This window comes from Burkholderia ubonensis (assembly GCF_001718695.1).
Taxonomy (GTDB): Bacteria; Pseudomonadota; Gammaproteobacteria; order Burkholderiales; family Burkholderiaceae; genus Burkholderia; species Burkholderia ubonensis_B.
On the sequence record NZ_CP013421.1, the window covers coordinates 164,843 to 179,262 of the forward strand.

At 67.9% G+C, this 14,420-nt stretch carries 19 protein-coding genes; 7 read left to right on the forward strand and 12 right to left on the reverse strand.

Annotation, left to right across the window (positions count from 1 at the left end; genetic code table 11):
• The first annotated feature begins 6 nt into the window (after positions 1-6).
• Positions 7-432 carry a signal peptidase gene (locus WJ35_RS15715; RefSeq protein ID WP_069239497.1) on the forward strand — a complete coding sequence of 142 codons (426 nt, stop codon included), beginning with the start codon at positions 7-9 and terminating at the stop codon, positions 430-432.
• Between the two features lie 10 nt (positions 433-442).
• Positions 443-877, forward strand: a complete 435-nt coding sequence (locus WJ35_RS15720; RefSeq protein ID WP_011880101.1) for an excinuclease ABC subunit A — start codon at positions 443-445, stop codon at positions 875-877.
• Between the two features lie 46 nt (positions 878-923).
• Here WJ35_RS15720 and WJ35_RS15725 read toward each other — a convergent pair whose 3' ends face one another.
• The gene (locus tag WJ35_RS15725) at positions 924-1,643 is read right to left on the reverse strand and encodes a class I SAM-dependent methyltransferase (RefSeq protein ID WP_069239498.1); all 720 of its coding nucleotides are present in this window, start codon (positions 1,641-1,643) and stop codon (positions 924-926) included.
• 109 nt (positions 1,644-1,752) lie between these two features.
• Here WJ35_RS15725 and WJ35_RS15730 point away from each other — a divergent pair, with 109 nt between their 5' ends.
• Positions 1,753-3,045, forward strand: coding sequence for an NAD(P)/FAD-dependent oxidoreductase (locus WJ35_RS15730; RefSeq protein WP_069239499.1), 1,293 nt, complete (start codon positions 1,753-1,755; stop codon positions 3,043-3,045).
• A gap of 109 nt (positions 3,046-3,154) precedes the next feature.
• On the opposite strand, the gene WJ35_RS15735 is transcribed toward WJ35_RS15730, so the two are convergent.
• Positions 3,155-3,634 carry a rubrerythrin family protein gene (locus WJ35_RS15735; RefSeq protein WP_014725839.1) on the reverse strand — a complete coding sequence of 160 codons (480 nt, stop codon included), beginning with the start codon at positions 3,632-3,634 and terminating at the stop codon, positions 3,155-3,157.
• A gap of 219 nt (positions 3,635-3,853) precedes the next feature.
• On the opposite strand from WJ35_RS15735, the gene WJ35_RS15740 reads away from it, so the two are divergent.
• Genes WJ35_RS15740 through WJ35_RS15755 form a run of 4 tightly spaced genes read left to right on the forward strand, consistent with a single transcriptional unit; the run spans position 3,854 to position 6,818 of the window.
• Positions 3,854-4,138, forward strand: a complete 285-nt coding sequence (locus WJ35_RS15740) for a PepSY domain-containing protein (RefSeq protein ID WP_011880105.1) — start codon at positions 3,854-3,856, stop codon at positions 4,136-4,138.
• A gap of 2 nt (positions 4,139-4,140) precedes the next feature.
• Entirely contained in the window at positions 4,141-4,764 is a 624-nt protein-coding gene (locus WJ35_RS15745; RefSeq protein ID WP_011880106.1) for a cytochrome b/b6 domain-containing protein, read from the forward strand.
• Positions 4,739-5,464: a response regulator transcription factor gene (locus WJ35_RS15750; protein ID WP_011880107.1), complete on the forward strand. Its 726-nt coding sequence runs from the start codon at positions 4,739-4,741 to the stop codon at positions 5,462-5,464. The genes WJ35_RS15745 and WJ35_RS15750 overlap by 26 nt, the downstream gene beginning before the upstream one ends.
• Positions 5,442-6,818 carry a sensor histidine kinase gene (locus WJ35_RS15755; protein ID WP_226092223.1) on the forward strand — a complete coding sequence of 459 codons (1,377 nt, stop codon included), beginning with the start codon at positions 5,442-5,444 and terminating at the stop codon, positions 6,816-6,818. The genes WJ35_RS15750 and WJ35_RS15755 overlap by 23 nt, the downstream gene beginning before the upstream one ends.
• A 58-nt stretch (positions 6,819-6,876) precedes the next feature.
• Here the strand turns inward: WJ35_RS15755 and WJ35_RS15760 are convergent, their stop codons facing one another.
• The 10 genes from WJ35_RS15760 to nifV form a co-directional block, all read right to left on the reverse strand.
• Positions 6,877-7,323, reverse strand: a complete 447-nt coding sequence (locus WJ35_RS15760) for a hypothetical protein (protein WP_011880109.1) — start codon at positions 7,321-7,323, stop codon at positions 6,877-6,879.
• A gap of 137 nt (positions 7,324-7,460) precedes the next feature.
• Positions 7,461-7,946: a hypothetical protein gene (locus tag WJ35_RS15765; protein WP_069239500.1), complete on the reverse strand. Its 486-nt coding sequence runs from the start codon at positions 7,944-7,946 to the stop codon at positions 7,461-7,463.
• A complete protein-coding gene (locus WJ35_RS15770) occupies positions 7,943-8,269 on the reverse strand; it encodes a (2Fe-2S) ferredoxin domain-containing protein (protein WP_014725844.1) in 327 nt (108 codons plus the stop codon). The genes WJ35_RS15765 and WJ35_RS15770 overlap by 4 nt, the downstream gene beginning before the upstream one ends.
• Positions 8,270-8,284: 15 nt before the next feature.
• Positions 8,285-8,584, reverse strand: a complete 300-nt coding sequence (locus tag WJ35_RS15775) for a ferredoxin family protein (RefSeq protein ID WP_011880112.1) — start codon at positions 8,582-8,584, stop codon at positions 8,285-8,287.
• Positions 8,581-9,891 carry an FAD-dependent monooxygenase gene (locus WJ35_RS15780; protein WP_011880113.1) on the reverse strand — a complete coding sequence of 437 codons (1,311 nt, stop codon included), beginning with the start codon at positions 9,889-9,891 and terminating at the stop codon, positions 8,581-8,583. The genes WJ35_RS15775 and WJ35_RS15780 overlap by 4 nt, the downstream gene beginning before the upstream one ends.
• An 11-nt stretch (positions 9,892-9,902) precedes the next feature.
• Positions 9,903-11,009: an electron transfer flavoprotein subunit alpha/FixB family protein gene (locus tag WJ35_RS15785; RefSeq protein ID WP_059454637.1), complete on the reverse strand. Its 1,107-nt coding sequence runs from the start codon at positions 11,007-11,009 to the stop codon at positions 9,903-9,905.
• Positions 11,006-11,854: an electron transfer flavoprotein subunit beta/FixA family protein gene (locus WJ35_RS15790; protein WP_011880115.1), complete on the reverse strand. Its 849-nt coding sequence runs from the start codon at positions 11,852-11,854 to the stop codon at positions 11,006-11,008. The genes WJ35_RS15785 and WJ35_RS15790 overlap by 4 nt, the downstream gene beginning before the upstream one ends.
• Before the next feature lie 14 nt (positions 11,855-11,868).
• Positions 11,869-12,207, reverse strand: a complete 339-nt coding sequence (nifW, locus tag WJ35_RS15795; RefSeq protein ID WP_011880116.1) for a nitrogenase stabilizing/protective protein NifW — start codon at positions 12,205-12,207, stop codon at positions 11,869-11,871.
• 6 nt (positions 12,208-12,213) lie between these two features.
• The gene (cysE, locus tag WJ35_RS15800) at positions 12,214-13,008 is read right to left on the reverse strand and encodes a serine O-acetyltransferase (RefSeq protein WP_043292770.1); all 795 of its coding nucleotides are present in this window, start codon (positions 13,006-13,008) and stop codon (positions 12,214-12,216) included.
• Positions 13,005-14,141, reverse strand: coding sequence for a homocitrate synthase (gene nifV, locus WJ35_RS15805; protein WP_011880118.1), 1,137 nt, complete (start codon positions 14,139-14,141; stop codon positions 13,005-13,007). The genes cysE and nifV overlap by 4 nt, the downstream gene beginning before the upstream one ends.
• Between the last annotated feature and the right edge of the window lie 279 nt (positions 14,142-14,420).

Below are 14,420 nucleotides of genomic sequence, written 5' to 3' on the forward strand. Positions count from 1 at the left end.
ATAACCATGAAACAAGCAGGACTTCTGGCCGGCATGCTGGCCGCGGCTGCGTTGCTGACGGGGTGCGGCACGGTGGTGCGTTCGCTGCCTTTGCCGGCAGCGGCGACGGCGGCGGACAGCAGCGGTGTCGCGGTCTACTTCGGTGCGCAGCCGCATCCGGACGTGAAGGCCGTCATCGGCCCGCATTCGGCGTCCGTGCGCGTGCAGCGCGGCACGCTGAACGAGCAGCCGACGTGCGATCAGGCGCTCGCCGAGGCGCTGGGCCGCCTGCGCACGTATGCGAAGAACCACGGCGGGAATGCGGTCGTCAACGTGACGACGCGTTTTCACGAGAACCAGTCGAATTCGACTACCGGCTATACGTGCGGCGTGAGCCCCAGCGCGGGCGCGATCGCCGTGTCGGGCGATGTCGTGAAACTGAACGTCCGATAACGGAGTACCGATGAAACATCGCATCGCACTGGCGTTGCTCGCCGCGTCGTTTGCTGCCCCGGCCGCCTACGCGCGCGACACGATCGACACCTACCCGATCGACAGCGCACTGACGAGCGAGCCGGGCAAGGTCGACGACAGCATCGCGCTGTATTTCGGCGATCGGCCGCATCCGCGCGTGCTCAAGTCGTACGGGACGTTCGCGACCAACAAGAAGACCAACGCGTTCGGCAAGAGCGACGAGGCCGCGTGCCAGCACGTGTTCCTGTCGGCCGTGATCGAGCTTCAGGCGCGCGCCAAGCAGGAAGGCGGCAATGCCGTGATCGGCATCAACAGCAACTATCGGAACGTGTTGCACTCGAGCACGAGCGCGTACACCTGCGGCGCCGGCGCATTCGTGGCCGGCGTGGCGTTGACGGGCGAAGTCGTGACGTTGAAGCGGTAACGCGCGTCGATCCGCAACGGGCCGCCGCGAGGCGGCCTCGTCGGGCTCAGGCAGGCTTGCATGCGGCCACGTTGACGAGCGTTTCGCGGCGCTTGCCGGGCTTGGGGGTGTAGAGGCCGATGCGCTCGAGCAGGCCGAAGTCCTTCGCGCGGCTCCACCACAGGTACGGCAGCGATACGTTCCGCTCGTCGAACGAGAAGCCCGCGCCGCGCAGCATCGCGAGATAGCCGTCCGCGCTCTTCTGCACGTGCATCGGATGCCGGAACAGCAGCCGGATGACCCACGACTTGATGTAGGCGTCGGTCGATTCGGCGAACAGCAGCAGGCCGTTCGGCTTCAGCACGCGGCGAAACTCGGCCAGCGCGCGCTCCTGCTCGACGAGGTGGTGGAAGGTCTGGTGACAGAACACGATGTCGACGCTCGCGTCGGCCAGCGGAATCTGTGTGCAGTCGGCCCGATGCAGCTCGACCGGCGTGGCGCAGCGGCCGGCTTGGTGCGTCGCTTGCGCGAGCGATTCGTCGTGGCATTCGATGCCGACGATCTTGCGCGGCGAGAACGCATCGTTCAGGAGCCTGAACGACTTGCCCTGGCCGCAGCCCGCGTCGAGGATGACCGGGGCGGCCGGCAGCGGCGTCGTAATGAGCCGCTTCAGGTCGTTGATGGCCACCCGCAGCACGTGATGTTCCCAGGTGTGCGTGCGCAGGAACCAGACGCCGAAGCGGGTTTCGGGAACATAGGCGGGAGCGTGCGTACGGTGGGACGTCATGGGCCTTGGTCGGAATCCGGGATTTGTTTGGCGCCCATTGTAGTTTGCAACGCCATGTTGCGGCGTGAGAAACGTAAGATACCCAATCAATCGAAATGAACGGGCAAGCATGAACGAGATGAAATCGAATTCGGTCGACGTCGCGATCATCGGCGCCGGGCCTTCCGGCGCGGTGGCCGCGGGACTGTTGCGCAAGGCGGGGCGGTCGGTGCTCGTGCTGGAGCGCCAGCATTTTCCGCGCTTTTCGATCGGGGAGAGCCTGTTGCCGCAGAGCATGCATTACCTCGACGAGGCGGGCATGCTGCAGGCCGTCGTGGAGGCGGGCTTCCAGTTCAAGAACGGCGCGTATTTCGTGCATCGCGATCGCATGTCGTCGTTCGATTTCCGCGACAAGTTCTCCGACGGCTGGGGCACGGCCTATCAGGTCGAACGCGCCGCGTTCGACGATCTGCTGATCCGCTGCGCGGAGAAGCAGGGCGCGCAGGTGCGATTCGGTCATGCCGTGCGTGCGTTTCACGCCGGCGATACGCCGCGGCTCGACGTGGTCGACGAGGCCGGCCACGAATATTCCGTTCAAGCGTCGTTCGTGCTGGACGCGAGCGGCTTCGGCCGCGTGCTGCCGCGGCTGCTCGACCTCGAGGCGCCCACGCGCATGCCGACGCGCGCGGCGCTGTTCTCGCACGTCGAGGATCGCCTGCCGGCCGGGTCGACCGATCGCGACAAGATCTGCATCGCGGTGCATCCGGAGCGGCGCGACGTGTGGTTCTGGATGATTCCATTGACGAACGGCCGCTCGTCGGTCGGCTGCGTCGCCGAAGCGGCGTTCCTCGACGTGCCGGAAGCGCGGCGCGAAGCGCTGTTGCGCGAGCTGTTGCAGACGGAGCCGACGCTCGCCCGTCTCGTCGGCGAGAAGCCGTTCGTGATGCCGGTGCGCCATATCGGCGGCTATGCGGCCAACGTCGAGCGGCTGCACGGCCCCGGCTATGCGCTGCTCGGCAATGCCGGCGAGTTTCTCGATCCGATCTTCTCGTCGGGCGTCACGATTGCCATGCGCTCGTCGCATCTGGCGGTGCAGGCGCTCGAACGGCAGTGGCGCGGCGAGGCGGTGGACTGGCAGCGGGATTACGACGTCGCGCTGCGCAAGGGCATCGATACGTTCCGCGCGTTCGTCGAGAAATGGTATTCGGGCGACCTGCAGGACATCGTCTTCCACGACGACAAGGCGCCGGAAGTGAAGCGCATGGTCTGCGCGATCCTGGCAGGGTACGCGTGGGACGAGACGAATCCATTCGTTCGGGAGCCGGCGCGCGGCCTCGATATCCTCGCGCAATTGTGTTGCCCGACGGGGGCGTCCGGCAACGCCGCTCAAGCGGCGACGCCGGACGGGGCGCGACGCCGTTGAATCCGACGGCGTTCCAGCTCGCACAAGCACGGCGTTTCCGCTCCCCGAAGCGTCGCAATCTTCCCGCGAGGAGCAGGACGCAAAGCGGACCGGCGCGAATGCGCGGGCGTTACTTGCTGGCCGTCCGCAGTTTCTCGCTCGCCGCGCGGAACGCGGCGTAGTGATCGCCCTCGTCGGCGGCGATCTGCCGGAACATCGCGGCCACTTTCTTGTCGCCGGCCGCATCGGCCTGCTCCGCGAACTTGACGTACATCTTGGTGTTCTCGTAGTGCTCGCCGGCCATGCCGTCGGCGAGGTTGGCCTCGTCGGACTTCGCCAGATTCAGCGCTTCCGCCTCGCGCGCGAAGTGCTCGTTGGCTTCCACGTTCGCGCTCTCGTCGAACAGCTTCGCGATCTCCGGGTGGCCGCTCTTGCGCGCATGCTCGGCGTAGGCCAGGTACTTCAGGTGCGCGTAGGCCTCGCCGTGCATCGCGGCCTCGAGGTTCTGCTTCGTCTGGTCTTTCAACGGACCGTCGGCGAACGCGGGAGCCGCGACGAACGAAAGCGCCGCCAGCGCGGCGACGGGCATCTGTTGCTTGAAGCGTTTCATGATCGGTATCCTTTTCGGGAACGTCGCCGACCGTGGCGACACCGACCATGTTGTCGTGCAGGATTGACAATGTCCTGACGTGCGCCACGACGTGCAACGACCATCGGTGTGTGACGACGCGCTTCGGCGCGGGTTTGTCAGGACATGGTCAGAAGGCGTCTCTAAGCTTGGCGATGAGCGCGCCTTGCGCTCGCCGTTTCAGGCAAGAGGAGCCGCAACATGAATCGCAACCGCATCGGCAGCATCGTCGCTATCATCCTGCTGGGCAGCATCGCCGGCCAGGCCGTCGCCAGCCCGACCTGCACGCGTCAGCCCGAATCGCAATGGCTGAGCGAGACGGAGATGCAGAAGAAGATCAGTCAGATGGGCTACAAGGAAATCAAGGTGTTCAAGAAAACCACGTCCGGTTGCTACGAGATCTACGGTCGCACGGCCGACGGCCGCAAGGCCGAGGTCTATTTCAATCCGGTGACGGGCGCGGTCGTCGAAAGCAACGTGGACTAGCCATGCTGCCGTTGCATCGTCACGACACGCAGATCACTCCCGCCGCCGCCGGACATGACGCGAACGCGCGGTCGATCCCGGTGTGGGACCTCGTCGTGCGCATCTTTCACTGGAGCGTCGTGGCCGGCGTGCTCGCGAACTACGTGTTTCTCGAAGCCGGCAAGGCGCCGCACCGTTACGTCGGCTACGCGGTGGCCGGCGCGCTCGCCGTGCGCGTCGTGTGGGGCTTCGTCGGCAGCACGCACGCGCGCTTCGCGGACTTCGTCACGACGCCGCGCGCGGCGGTGATGCACATCGCGAGCGCTGCAACCGGGCGCGATCGCCGCTATGTCGGCCACAACCCGGCGGGCGGCCTCATGATGCTCGCGCTGATGGCGCTGCTCGCCGCCGTCTGCATCACGGGCTGGATGCAGGGCCTCGACCGCTTCTGGGGCGAGCAATGGCTGCAGACCACGCATGCGTTGCTCGTCGACGCCGTGCTGGTCATGGCGGCGCTGCACGTGACGGCCGCGGTAGTGGAGAGCCGCCGACATCACGAGAACCTCGTGCTTGCGATGGTGACCGGGCGCAAACGGGCAGCATCTGAAACGGACGTCGATCATGCGGCTGCTGCTCGTCGAAGATAACGCCAGGCTCGCGTCGCTGCTCGCCGACGGGCTGGCGAAGGAAGGCTTCGCGGTGGACTGGTGCGCGACACTCGATCTCGCGACGCGTGCGTTCGCGTCGACCCCCTACGACCTGGTGCTGCTCGATCTCGGCATGCCGGACGGCAACGGCGTGACCTTCGTGAAGGCGCTGCGCCGCGGCGGCCATACGGTGCCGGTGCTGATCATCACGGCGCGTAGCAGTCTGGACGACCGCGTGATCGGGCTCGACTCGGGCGGTGACGACTACCTGGTCAAGCCGTTCGAGCTGCGCGAGCTGACGGCGCGGTGTCGTGCGCTGCTGCGCCGGCCGGGCGCGTGCCTCGGCACCACGCTTGCGGTGGCCAATCTCGAACTCGATACGGCGGGGCGGGAAGTGCGCGTCGCGGGGCGCGTCGTGCCCGTGCCGCCGCGCGAGCTCGGGCTGCTCGAATGCCTGATGCGGCGAGTGGGGCACGTCGTCACGAAAGGCGCGCTCGAGGATTCGCTGTACGCGCTCGAAGCCGAGGTCACGCCGAACGCGCTGGAGGCAGTGGTGTCGCGCTTGCGGCGCCGGCTCGCCGCCGCGCATGCGCAGGTCGCGTTGCACACCGCGCACGGGATCGGCTACATGCTGACCGGCACATCCGCGTCCGCGTCGGATGGCGACGGCGACGGCGATGAAGCGCAGCGCAATGGTTGACGGGGCGGGCACGCGGGTGCGGCGACGCCGCACGCTGTTCTTCACGATCTCCGTGCGGCTGGCCGTCGTCGGTTGCATCTTCATGCTGGTGCAGTTGCTCGCCGTCATGTGGATGTACGTGCGCAACCCCAACGAGCTCGATCAGTTGCTGATCTCGGCCGAGGCGACCCGCATCGCGCGCGCCATCGCCGCCGACGGCGCGGATGCCGGCCTCGCGCGATCCGCGGATCTCGCGCAGCCGCTCGCGCCCGACACGCGCCGCGCGTTCGTCGTTCACGAGAAGGGCGGCGCGATCGTCGCGCGACATGACGACGGCGAGGTGCGGATCGAACAGGAGGCGCCCATGTCGTTCCTGGTGATCCGCACGCAGCGCGAAACATGGGGCGACCGCTTTCTGCTCACGGGCACGCGGCGCGTGACGGTGGCCGACCGCCCGTACTGGGTGACGGTGGCGATCGCCGGCCGCGGCTTCAAGCCGTTCGTTCCAGTGATCTTCGACGAGATCCGCTTCCATGTCTTGCTTCCGCTCGCGCTGCTGTCGGGCTTGCTGCTGCTGTTCAACTTCAGCGTGGTGCGCAGCACGCTGAAGCCGCTCGATGAAACGATTGCCGCGGTGGATCGCATCGATCCGGCGCAGATCGCCACGCGCATAACGGATGCGACGCCGCTGTGGGAGGTGCAGGCGCTGGTCGGATCGGTGAACCGCATGCTCGACCGGCTGCAGCTGTCGGTGGAAACGCTGCGCGAGTTCGCGGGCGACGCTGCGCACGAGTTGCGCACGCCGCTGGCGATCCTGATGCTCGGCATCGGAAGCCTGCCCGACGGAGAGACGAAGACGAAGCTCACGCGCGACGCGCAGCGAATGAAGCGGCTCGTGGACCAGATGCTCGACATGGCGCAGGCGAGCACGGTCGAAATTGCCGCGGACGATCGCGTCGACCTCGGTGCGCTGGCGCGTGACGTTTCCACCGACCTGCTGCCGCTCGCGGTGGCGCGCGGCCGTTCGATCACGTTCGTCGATGCAGGCGGCGCGACGATCCGCGGTCACACGGAAGCGCTCGGCCGGGCGCTGCGCAACGTGATCGAGAACGCGCTCGAGCATACGCCGAGGGGAACGACGGTCGAGGTGGTGAGCGGGCCGGGCAGGTGTTGCTCGGTCCGCGACCACGGCCCGGGGGTTCCGGCGCGCGAGCGCGCGAGAATATTCGATCGCTTTTATCGGGTCGACCGGAGTCGCAACGCAGGCGCGGGGCTCGGACTCGCGATCGTCGCGACGATCATGGAGGCGCACGGCGGCTGGATCGAAGTCGACGATGCGGCTGACGGCGGCGCGTTGATGCGTCTGCGGTTTTAGGGCGGCCATGCGGGCGCGGCGTAGCGGGGATGCCGACGACATGCACGCTCGCTTGCATTCACGCCGCCTGTCGCGCGACGCCGAGTGCGAGCGCCGCCTTGGCGAGCAGCCGACGCAAACGCTCGGTGGCGGTCGCGACCGCGTGAAGCGGCGCGCGCGCCAGTTGCCGATCGTGCAGCGTCAGCAATTGCGCGACGTGCCCGTGGTCCTGTGCATCCATGCGCCATTCGCCCGTGGTGTGGCCGCGGTCGGTGCATCGGCGCAGCGCCGCTTCCATCTCCGCGAACGCGGCCTGGTCGCCGTCCCCATAGCCGGCTTCGTGAAGAAACTCGGCCAGGAACAGGATCTCGACGAGCCGCGAGAGCTGCCGCTCGTTGCCGTGGCCCGCACGGATCGCGGCCAGCACGAGGTGGTACTCGAGCGATTGCCGGTCGACCGTCGCACGTGGCGTCGGCAGCAGCATGGCCTTGTTGCGCGAGCGAACCGGCGAACGTCGAAGCGTCATCGTGCGTGATCCTTCAGGTGGAACATCGGACTTCGAATGGCCATGCACCGGCGCATGCCGCGTATGCGGACCGGCCGGGCGACCGGTTCCGCTGCGTTCCACTGCGAACCATCTCGACCTCCTTCATGCGCGGCCCGTCACCGTTCCGGAATCTGGGCGAGCAGCGCATCGACGACGCCGTACCCGACGCGATCGGCCGGATCGAGCGCGCGCAATTTCTCGACCAGCGCGCGCGCGACGCGGTACTCGCCCAGCCGCACGCTGATGAACGCGAGTGCCTTCAGCGTGAACAGCCAGAAGCGGGCGGGGCCGGGCACCGAAAAATCGGCGTCGCTCGCGCGCACCATGCGCCAGTCGCGGGCGAGCGACGCCTGCTCGGCCGCGACCGCGAGCGCCTTGATCGCGACCTGTTGCGCGTGCGCGAGCTCGCCGGCCGCCGCATGGAACTTGTAGAGCAGGTAGTACGCGGGCAGGCTGCGCGGCGCGCTGAGCACGGCCGCCCACAGCGCCGCGCCGGTCTCGTCGCGCGTCGCCCCGCGCGCCGAGTCGATCATATGCCGGATCGACGCGGGCACGTCGCCGCCGAACAGCTCGGCGGACTCGGATCCCGTCATCAGGTTCACCAGATCTCCCTCGGCGCGAGCAGACGTGCGACCGGCTCGCCGCGTTCGAGGTGGCTGGAGAAAATCTCGTCGACGTCGGCCGGCGTGACGCCGCTGTACAGCACGGCTTCCGGATAGACGACGACATTCGCGCCGCGCTCGCACGGGCCGAGGCAGCCCGCGTAGGTGATGGCGACCGTGTCGTAGGCCTGGCGCTTCTGCTGCTCGGCCCAGAACGCCTGCAACAGCGCGGCCGAGCCGTGGCCGCCGCCGCAGGAGCCGCGCGGATGGTTCGGCGGCCGGTTCTGCGTGCAGACGAAGACGTGTCGTGTCGGACGTGGCATCGCGGTATCCCTCCTTCAACCGAACTTGAACAGGATCCCGTGGCCGCCCCGCGGGTACTCCCATTCGATGTTCTGATGTTCGCTGCACAGGATCCGGCAGCTCCCGCACTCGAGGCAGCCGTCGGTGATCAGCGTCACCGCGCCGTTGCCTTCGGCCTTGTAGCACGACGCCGGGCAGACGAACGTGCAGCTCTTCTGCCTGCAGTCGTTCAGGCAGACGTCCGTGCTCTTGATGCGGATGTGCGGCCGGCCCGCGTCGACGCGGTAGCGGTTCTGAAACAGCTTTTCCTCGACGTTGACTGTCACGGTGCTCATCGGAATGCCCTCCAGATTTTGAACGCGTCGCCGACCAGGCCGGCGAACGAACGGCTCTTGCGGAAGCTCGACACGATCGCGCGCTCCTTGGTCTTCTTGTCGACGCCGTCGACGGTGATCATCGTGCGCGCGGCGTTCGCGACCAGATCCGGATAGGTCGTGAAGAATTGCGGATTGCGGTGCAGCGTGTCCGGCATGTCGCGGTACTTGTACAGATCCTTCATCACGAAGCTGTCGTCGAGCTTCGCCTTGTACGCCTTCAGCTCGCCCGCGCGATAGCCGCGGCCGGCCGCCTTCGCCGCGATCACCGTCTCGGCCGCGAGGCGCCCGGTCGTCATCGCGAGGTTCGAGCCTTCGCGGTGCGCGGCGTTGACGAAGCCGCCCGAGTCGCCGACGATCATCCAGCCGTTGCCGTACACGCGCGGCACCGCGTGGAAGCCGCCTTCCGGGATCAGGTGCGCGCAGTACTCCTTCATCTCGCCGCCCTCGATCAGCGGCGCGATCGCCGGATGGCGCTTCATCTGCTCGATCAGCACGTACGGGCTCGTGCGGTTCGCGTTCTGCTTGAAATCGGACAGCATGCAGCCGACGCCGATCGTCAGCGATTCGCGGTTCGTGTACAGGAAGCCCGTGCCCATCATGCCGTCGGTGATCCGGCCGACCATCTCGATCACGACGCCTTCGTCCTCGCCGATGTTGAAGCGCTGACGGATCGTCTCCTCCGGCATGAACAGGATTTCCTTGACGGCGAGCGCGACGTTGCCGGCGTCGATCTCGTCGTGGAAACCGGCCTTGCGCGCAAGCGTCGAATTCACGCCGTCGGCGAGGATCACGACGTCGGCGTACACGTCGCCCTGCTCGCGATCGCACTGCACGCCGACCACCTGGTCGCCGTCGAGGATCAGATGGTTGACGGTCGTCTCGCAGATGACCAGCGCGCCGGCCTCGCGCACCTTCGACGAGAACCACTTGTCGAACTGCGCGCGGATGATCGTGTAGCGGTTGTACGGCGGCTTGTTGTAGTCGTCGCTGCGCACGTGCGTGCCGACGAACGACGTCTCGTCGAGCATCCACAGGCGCTGCTCGATGATGTGACGCTCGAGCGGCGCGTCGTCGCGAAAGTCGGGGATGATCTCCTCGAGCGCCTTCGCGTAGAGGATCGCGCCTTGCACGTTCTTGCTGCCCGGATACTCGCCGCGCTCGATCTGCAGCACCTTGAGGCCGGCTTTCGCCATCGTGTAGGCCGCGGCATTGCCCGACGGCCCCGCGCCGACGACGATCGCGTCGAATTGCGACGGTTTTTTCATTTCGCTGCTCCTTATGCGACCTGCTTGCCGCGAACCGACAGGTGTTCCGCGAACGCTTGCGTGAGCGCGGGCAGCACCTGCATCGCATTGCCGACGATGCCGAAGTGCGCGAAGTCGAAGATCGGCGCGTTCGGGTCGGTGTTGATCGCGACGATCACGTCCGCGCTCTCCATCCCGACGCGATGCTGGATCGCGCCGGAAATGCCGGCCGCGATGTAGAGCTTCGGCCGCACGGTCTTGCCGGTCTGGCCGACCTGCCGGTCGGCCTCGACCCAGCCGGCCTGCACGCACGGGCGCGTCGCGCCCACCTCGCCGCCGAGCACGCGCGCGAGCTCGAACACGAGGCGGAAGTTCTCCGGATTCTTCAGCCCCTTGCCGCCGCTCACGATCACGTCGGCATAGGGCAGGTTGATGCGGTTGCTGTTCGCGTCGGCGATGAAGTCGAGCAGCTTCGTGACGATGTCGGTTTCGACCATGCCGAACGTTTCCTGCACGATCTCGCCGCCGCGGCCGGGCTCGGCGCGCGGCATCGCCATCACGCGCGGGCGCACGGTCGCCATCTGCGGCCGGTACGCGAGCGTCATGATCGTGCACAGCAGCGAGCCGCCGAAGGTCGGCCGCGTCGCGGCCAGCGCACGCGTGGCCGGGTCGATGTTGAGCGCGGTGCAGTCCGCGGTCAGTCCAGTCAACAGCGTGGTCGCAACCGAGCCGGCGAGGTCGCGGCCCATCGACGTCGCGCCGAGCAGCAGGATTTCGGGCTGGTAGCGATTGACGAGCTCGGTGAGCGCCTTCGTGAACGGCTCGTTCCGGTAGCCGTGCAGCACCGGCGCGTGAATCACGTAGGCCTTGTCGGCGCCGTAGCCGAACGCGTCGGCGGCGAACGTCTCGAGCGCTTCGTCGGGGCCGCCGAGCAGCACGACGGACACGTCGCTGCCGAGCTTGTCGGCGAGCTTGCGCGCCTCGCCGACGAGTTCCCACGACACGCCGTGCACGTGGCCGCGGTCGTGCTCGACGAACACCCAGACGCCCTTGTACGCCTTCAGGTGCTCGGGCAGCTCCAGATTGCGGCCGCCGGCCTTCCTGACGGGCGCGGCGGGCGGGTTGGCGGCGGTCGTCATGTCGACTCCTTCATCAGCAGGTCGGTTTCGAGCGTCGGATGACGCGTGAAGATCTTCTGCAGCAAGGTCAGCGACACGTCGCGCAGCGTCGACGTGTCGAGTTCGAGCAGGTCGGCCTTCTCGCTGCGCGGGGTCGGGCCGAACACCTTGCTGACGACGGTCGGCGATCCCTTCAGGCCGATCTTCGTCACGTCCTCGATGCCGGCGTCCTCCTTGTTCCATCTGCGCACCGGGAAACCGGCCGCGTGGATCATCGCGGGCATCGTCGCGAAGCGCAGCTCGTTGGTGTTCTCGAGCATCGTGACGAGACACGGCAGCGCGGTCTTCAGCACCTGCACGCCGCCTTCCGCGCGACGCTCGACGACGATCGTGCGCGCGTCGGGATCGATCTCGACGATCCGCGACACGTAGGTCAGCAACTGCATCCCGAGCCGCTTCGCGATGCCGGGGCCGACCTGGGCGGTGTCGCCGTCGATCGTCTGCTTGCCGGTGAACACGATGTCGACCGCCTGTTCGCGCGCGATCTGGCGGATGCCGGCCGCGAGCGCATAGGAGGTCGCGAGCGTGTCGGCGCCCGCGAACGCGCGGTCGGTCACGAGGATCGCGTCGTCGGCGCCGTAGCTCACGCATTTGCGCAGCGCGTCCTCGGCCTGCGGCGGCCCCATGCAGAGGGCGGTGACCATGCCGCCGAAGCGGTCCTTCAGGCGCAGCGCCTCTTCGAGCGAGAACAGGTCGTACGGATTGGGGATCGCGGGCACGCCCTGCCGCATGATCGTGTTGGTGACCGGATGAACCCGGATCTGCGCCGAATCCGGAACCTGCTTGATGCAGACGACGATGTGCATGGTGGGTTTCTCCGTCATGCGGTGCCGCGCGCCGGCAGCGACGCGCGGAGAGTGTCGACGGACACGTGCTGGCGGCCGTCGACGTCCTGGAATACCTTGAAGACCTTTTCCTCGGCGGGCGTCGACGCGACGAAGTCGCGGTAGGCCCGTGCGAGCTGGTCGCGGTAGGTGGCGAACAGCGCGGCTTCGGTGTCCTGCGGGATCGACGCCTGCTGCCGGATGTACTGGAAGAAGCGCTTGAGGATGTGCAGACGGCAGACGTCGACCACCTTCTGGTCGAACGGCACGCCAAAGAACTGCAGGAAGTCCTCCGCGGAGGACAGGTGTTTCAATCGTTCGGCGAGGGGCGTCATGGCGAATCACTCCGGACGGCGGGACGGGGATGGCGCGTGCACGGCGTCCATGCAGCCGTCGCCGCAGCATGGTTCGCCGGGTGCGCCGGGACGCGGCGGCAGCGGGCCGCCTTGGCTGGACTGCTCGAGCCGGGCGACGCGATCGAGCAGGCACGCGAGCGCCTTGCCGACCGGGTCGGGAATCAGGTGATGGTTCAGGTCGTAGCCGTGCGCGGTGCGCCGGTCGCGCGGCGCGACGACGCGCGCCGGAATCCCGACGACGGTCGCGTGGTCCGGCACCGCGTCGATCACGACCGAGTTCGCCGCGATCCGCGCGCCATCGCCGACCGCGATCGGGCCGAGGATCGTCGCGCCCGCGCCGACGATCACGCGCTCGCCGAGCGTCGGATGGCGCTTGCCTGCGTGCAGGCTGGTGCCGCCGAGCGTGACGCCGTGATAGAGCGTGCAGTCGGCGCCGATCTCGGCCGTCTCGCCGATCACGACGCCCGAGCCGTGATCGATGAACAGGCGCGGGCCGATCGTCGCGCCGGGATGGATGTCGACCTGCGTGACCATGCGCGCGACGAACGACAGCACGCGCGGCAGGTAGCGCCAGCCGCGCCGCCACAGCGCATGCGCGACGCGGTGCGCGGCGAGCGCGTGCAGCCCCGGATAGATGGTCCAGACCTCGAGCCTGCTGCGCGCGGCCGGATCGCGCTCGAGCACGCAGCGTGCGTCGCCGCGCAGCAAGGCCCACCATGAGCGGCCGGCGGCGCGCTCGGCCGCCGCCGCCGCGGATGCGGTGCGCGGCACGGCGCTCATGACCATTCCTCGATGAGTTCGCGCGTCTCGACCAGGAACCGGTACAGATCGGCCGCGTTCGGCGCCTGCTTCGTCTGGGTCGCATGCTGGCGGATGCGCGCGAGCAGCAGCGGCACGAGCTGGTCGGCGACCGGCAGCCCGAGCGCCTCGTACGCATGGCGCACGCCGTGCGAGCCGGAATGCTTGCCGAGCACGAGCGAGCGCGCGCGGCCGAGCTCGGCCGGATCGAAGCTCTCGTAGGTCGTCGGATTCTTCGCGAGGCCGTCGGTGTGGATGCCCGACTCGTGCGTGAACACGCCGCCGCCGACGATGCTCTTGTTGAGCGCGACCTGCCGCCCGGACGCATGCTCGACGAGCCGCGAAATGCCGACGAGCGCGGTGGTGTCGACGCCGGTGTCGCGGCCGAGCAGATGGCGCGAGCACATCACGACCTCCTCGAGCGCCGCGTTGCCCGCGCGCTCGCCGAGGCCGTTGACCGTCGTGTTCGCATGCGTCGCGCCAGCCCGCAGCGCCGCGAGCGTGTTGGCGGTGGCGAGCCCGAGATCGTTGTGCGCGTGCATCTCGATCTCGATGTCGATGGCGTCGCGCAGGCGCGCGACGGCTTCGTAGGTCGAGAACGGATCGAGCACGCCGAGCGTGTCGGCGAAACGGATGCGCTGCGCGCCGCATTGCTGCGCGAGCCGCGCGACGTCGGCGAGGAACGCCGGGTCCGCGCGCGACGCGTCCTCGGCGCCGAGCGAGATCTTCAGATCGCTGCGCACGGCCTCGCCGATCACGCGCCTGATCTGCGCGAACACCCAGGCGCGCGGCTGGCGCAGCTTGTATTGCAGATGAATGTCCGACACCGGCACGGACAGGTGGATGATGTCGGGCCGGCAGCGCAGCGCCGCGGCGAGGTCGCCCGGCGTCAGGCGTCCCCATACCATGACGCTCGCGTCGAGATTCAGGTCGACGATCGAGCGGATGTCCGCAATCTCGTCGGCGCCCATCGACGGGATGCCGATTTCGAGTTCGGGCACGCCGGCGTTCGACAACGCGGTCGCGATCGCGCATTTCTCCTCGACGGTGAACGCGACGCCGGCGGTCTGTTCGCCGTCGCGCAGTGTCGTGTCGTTGATGATCGGAATGGACATGGTTGCGATTCCAGAGGGCGTTGCGATACGTATTTGCAAAGGTCGTGCCAATTGCGCATGGGTGCGCGAGAGGCCGTCGCGACGCGGGTTTGCGCGAATCGCGCAGCGTGCGGATGGCGGCTTGCCGCCGACGCGTGTCGCGAATGTGCTGTTTCGGACAGCGGTGCGTCGGCTGGATGTCGGGTCGTTGGCGCGCGGTGCGCGCGACGTTGCGCGTGCAACGTGTCGCGCAGGAGGACGTACGGGCGGGATGAGCGGCAGGCGCGTGACGGAGTGACG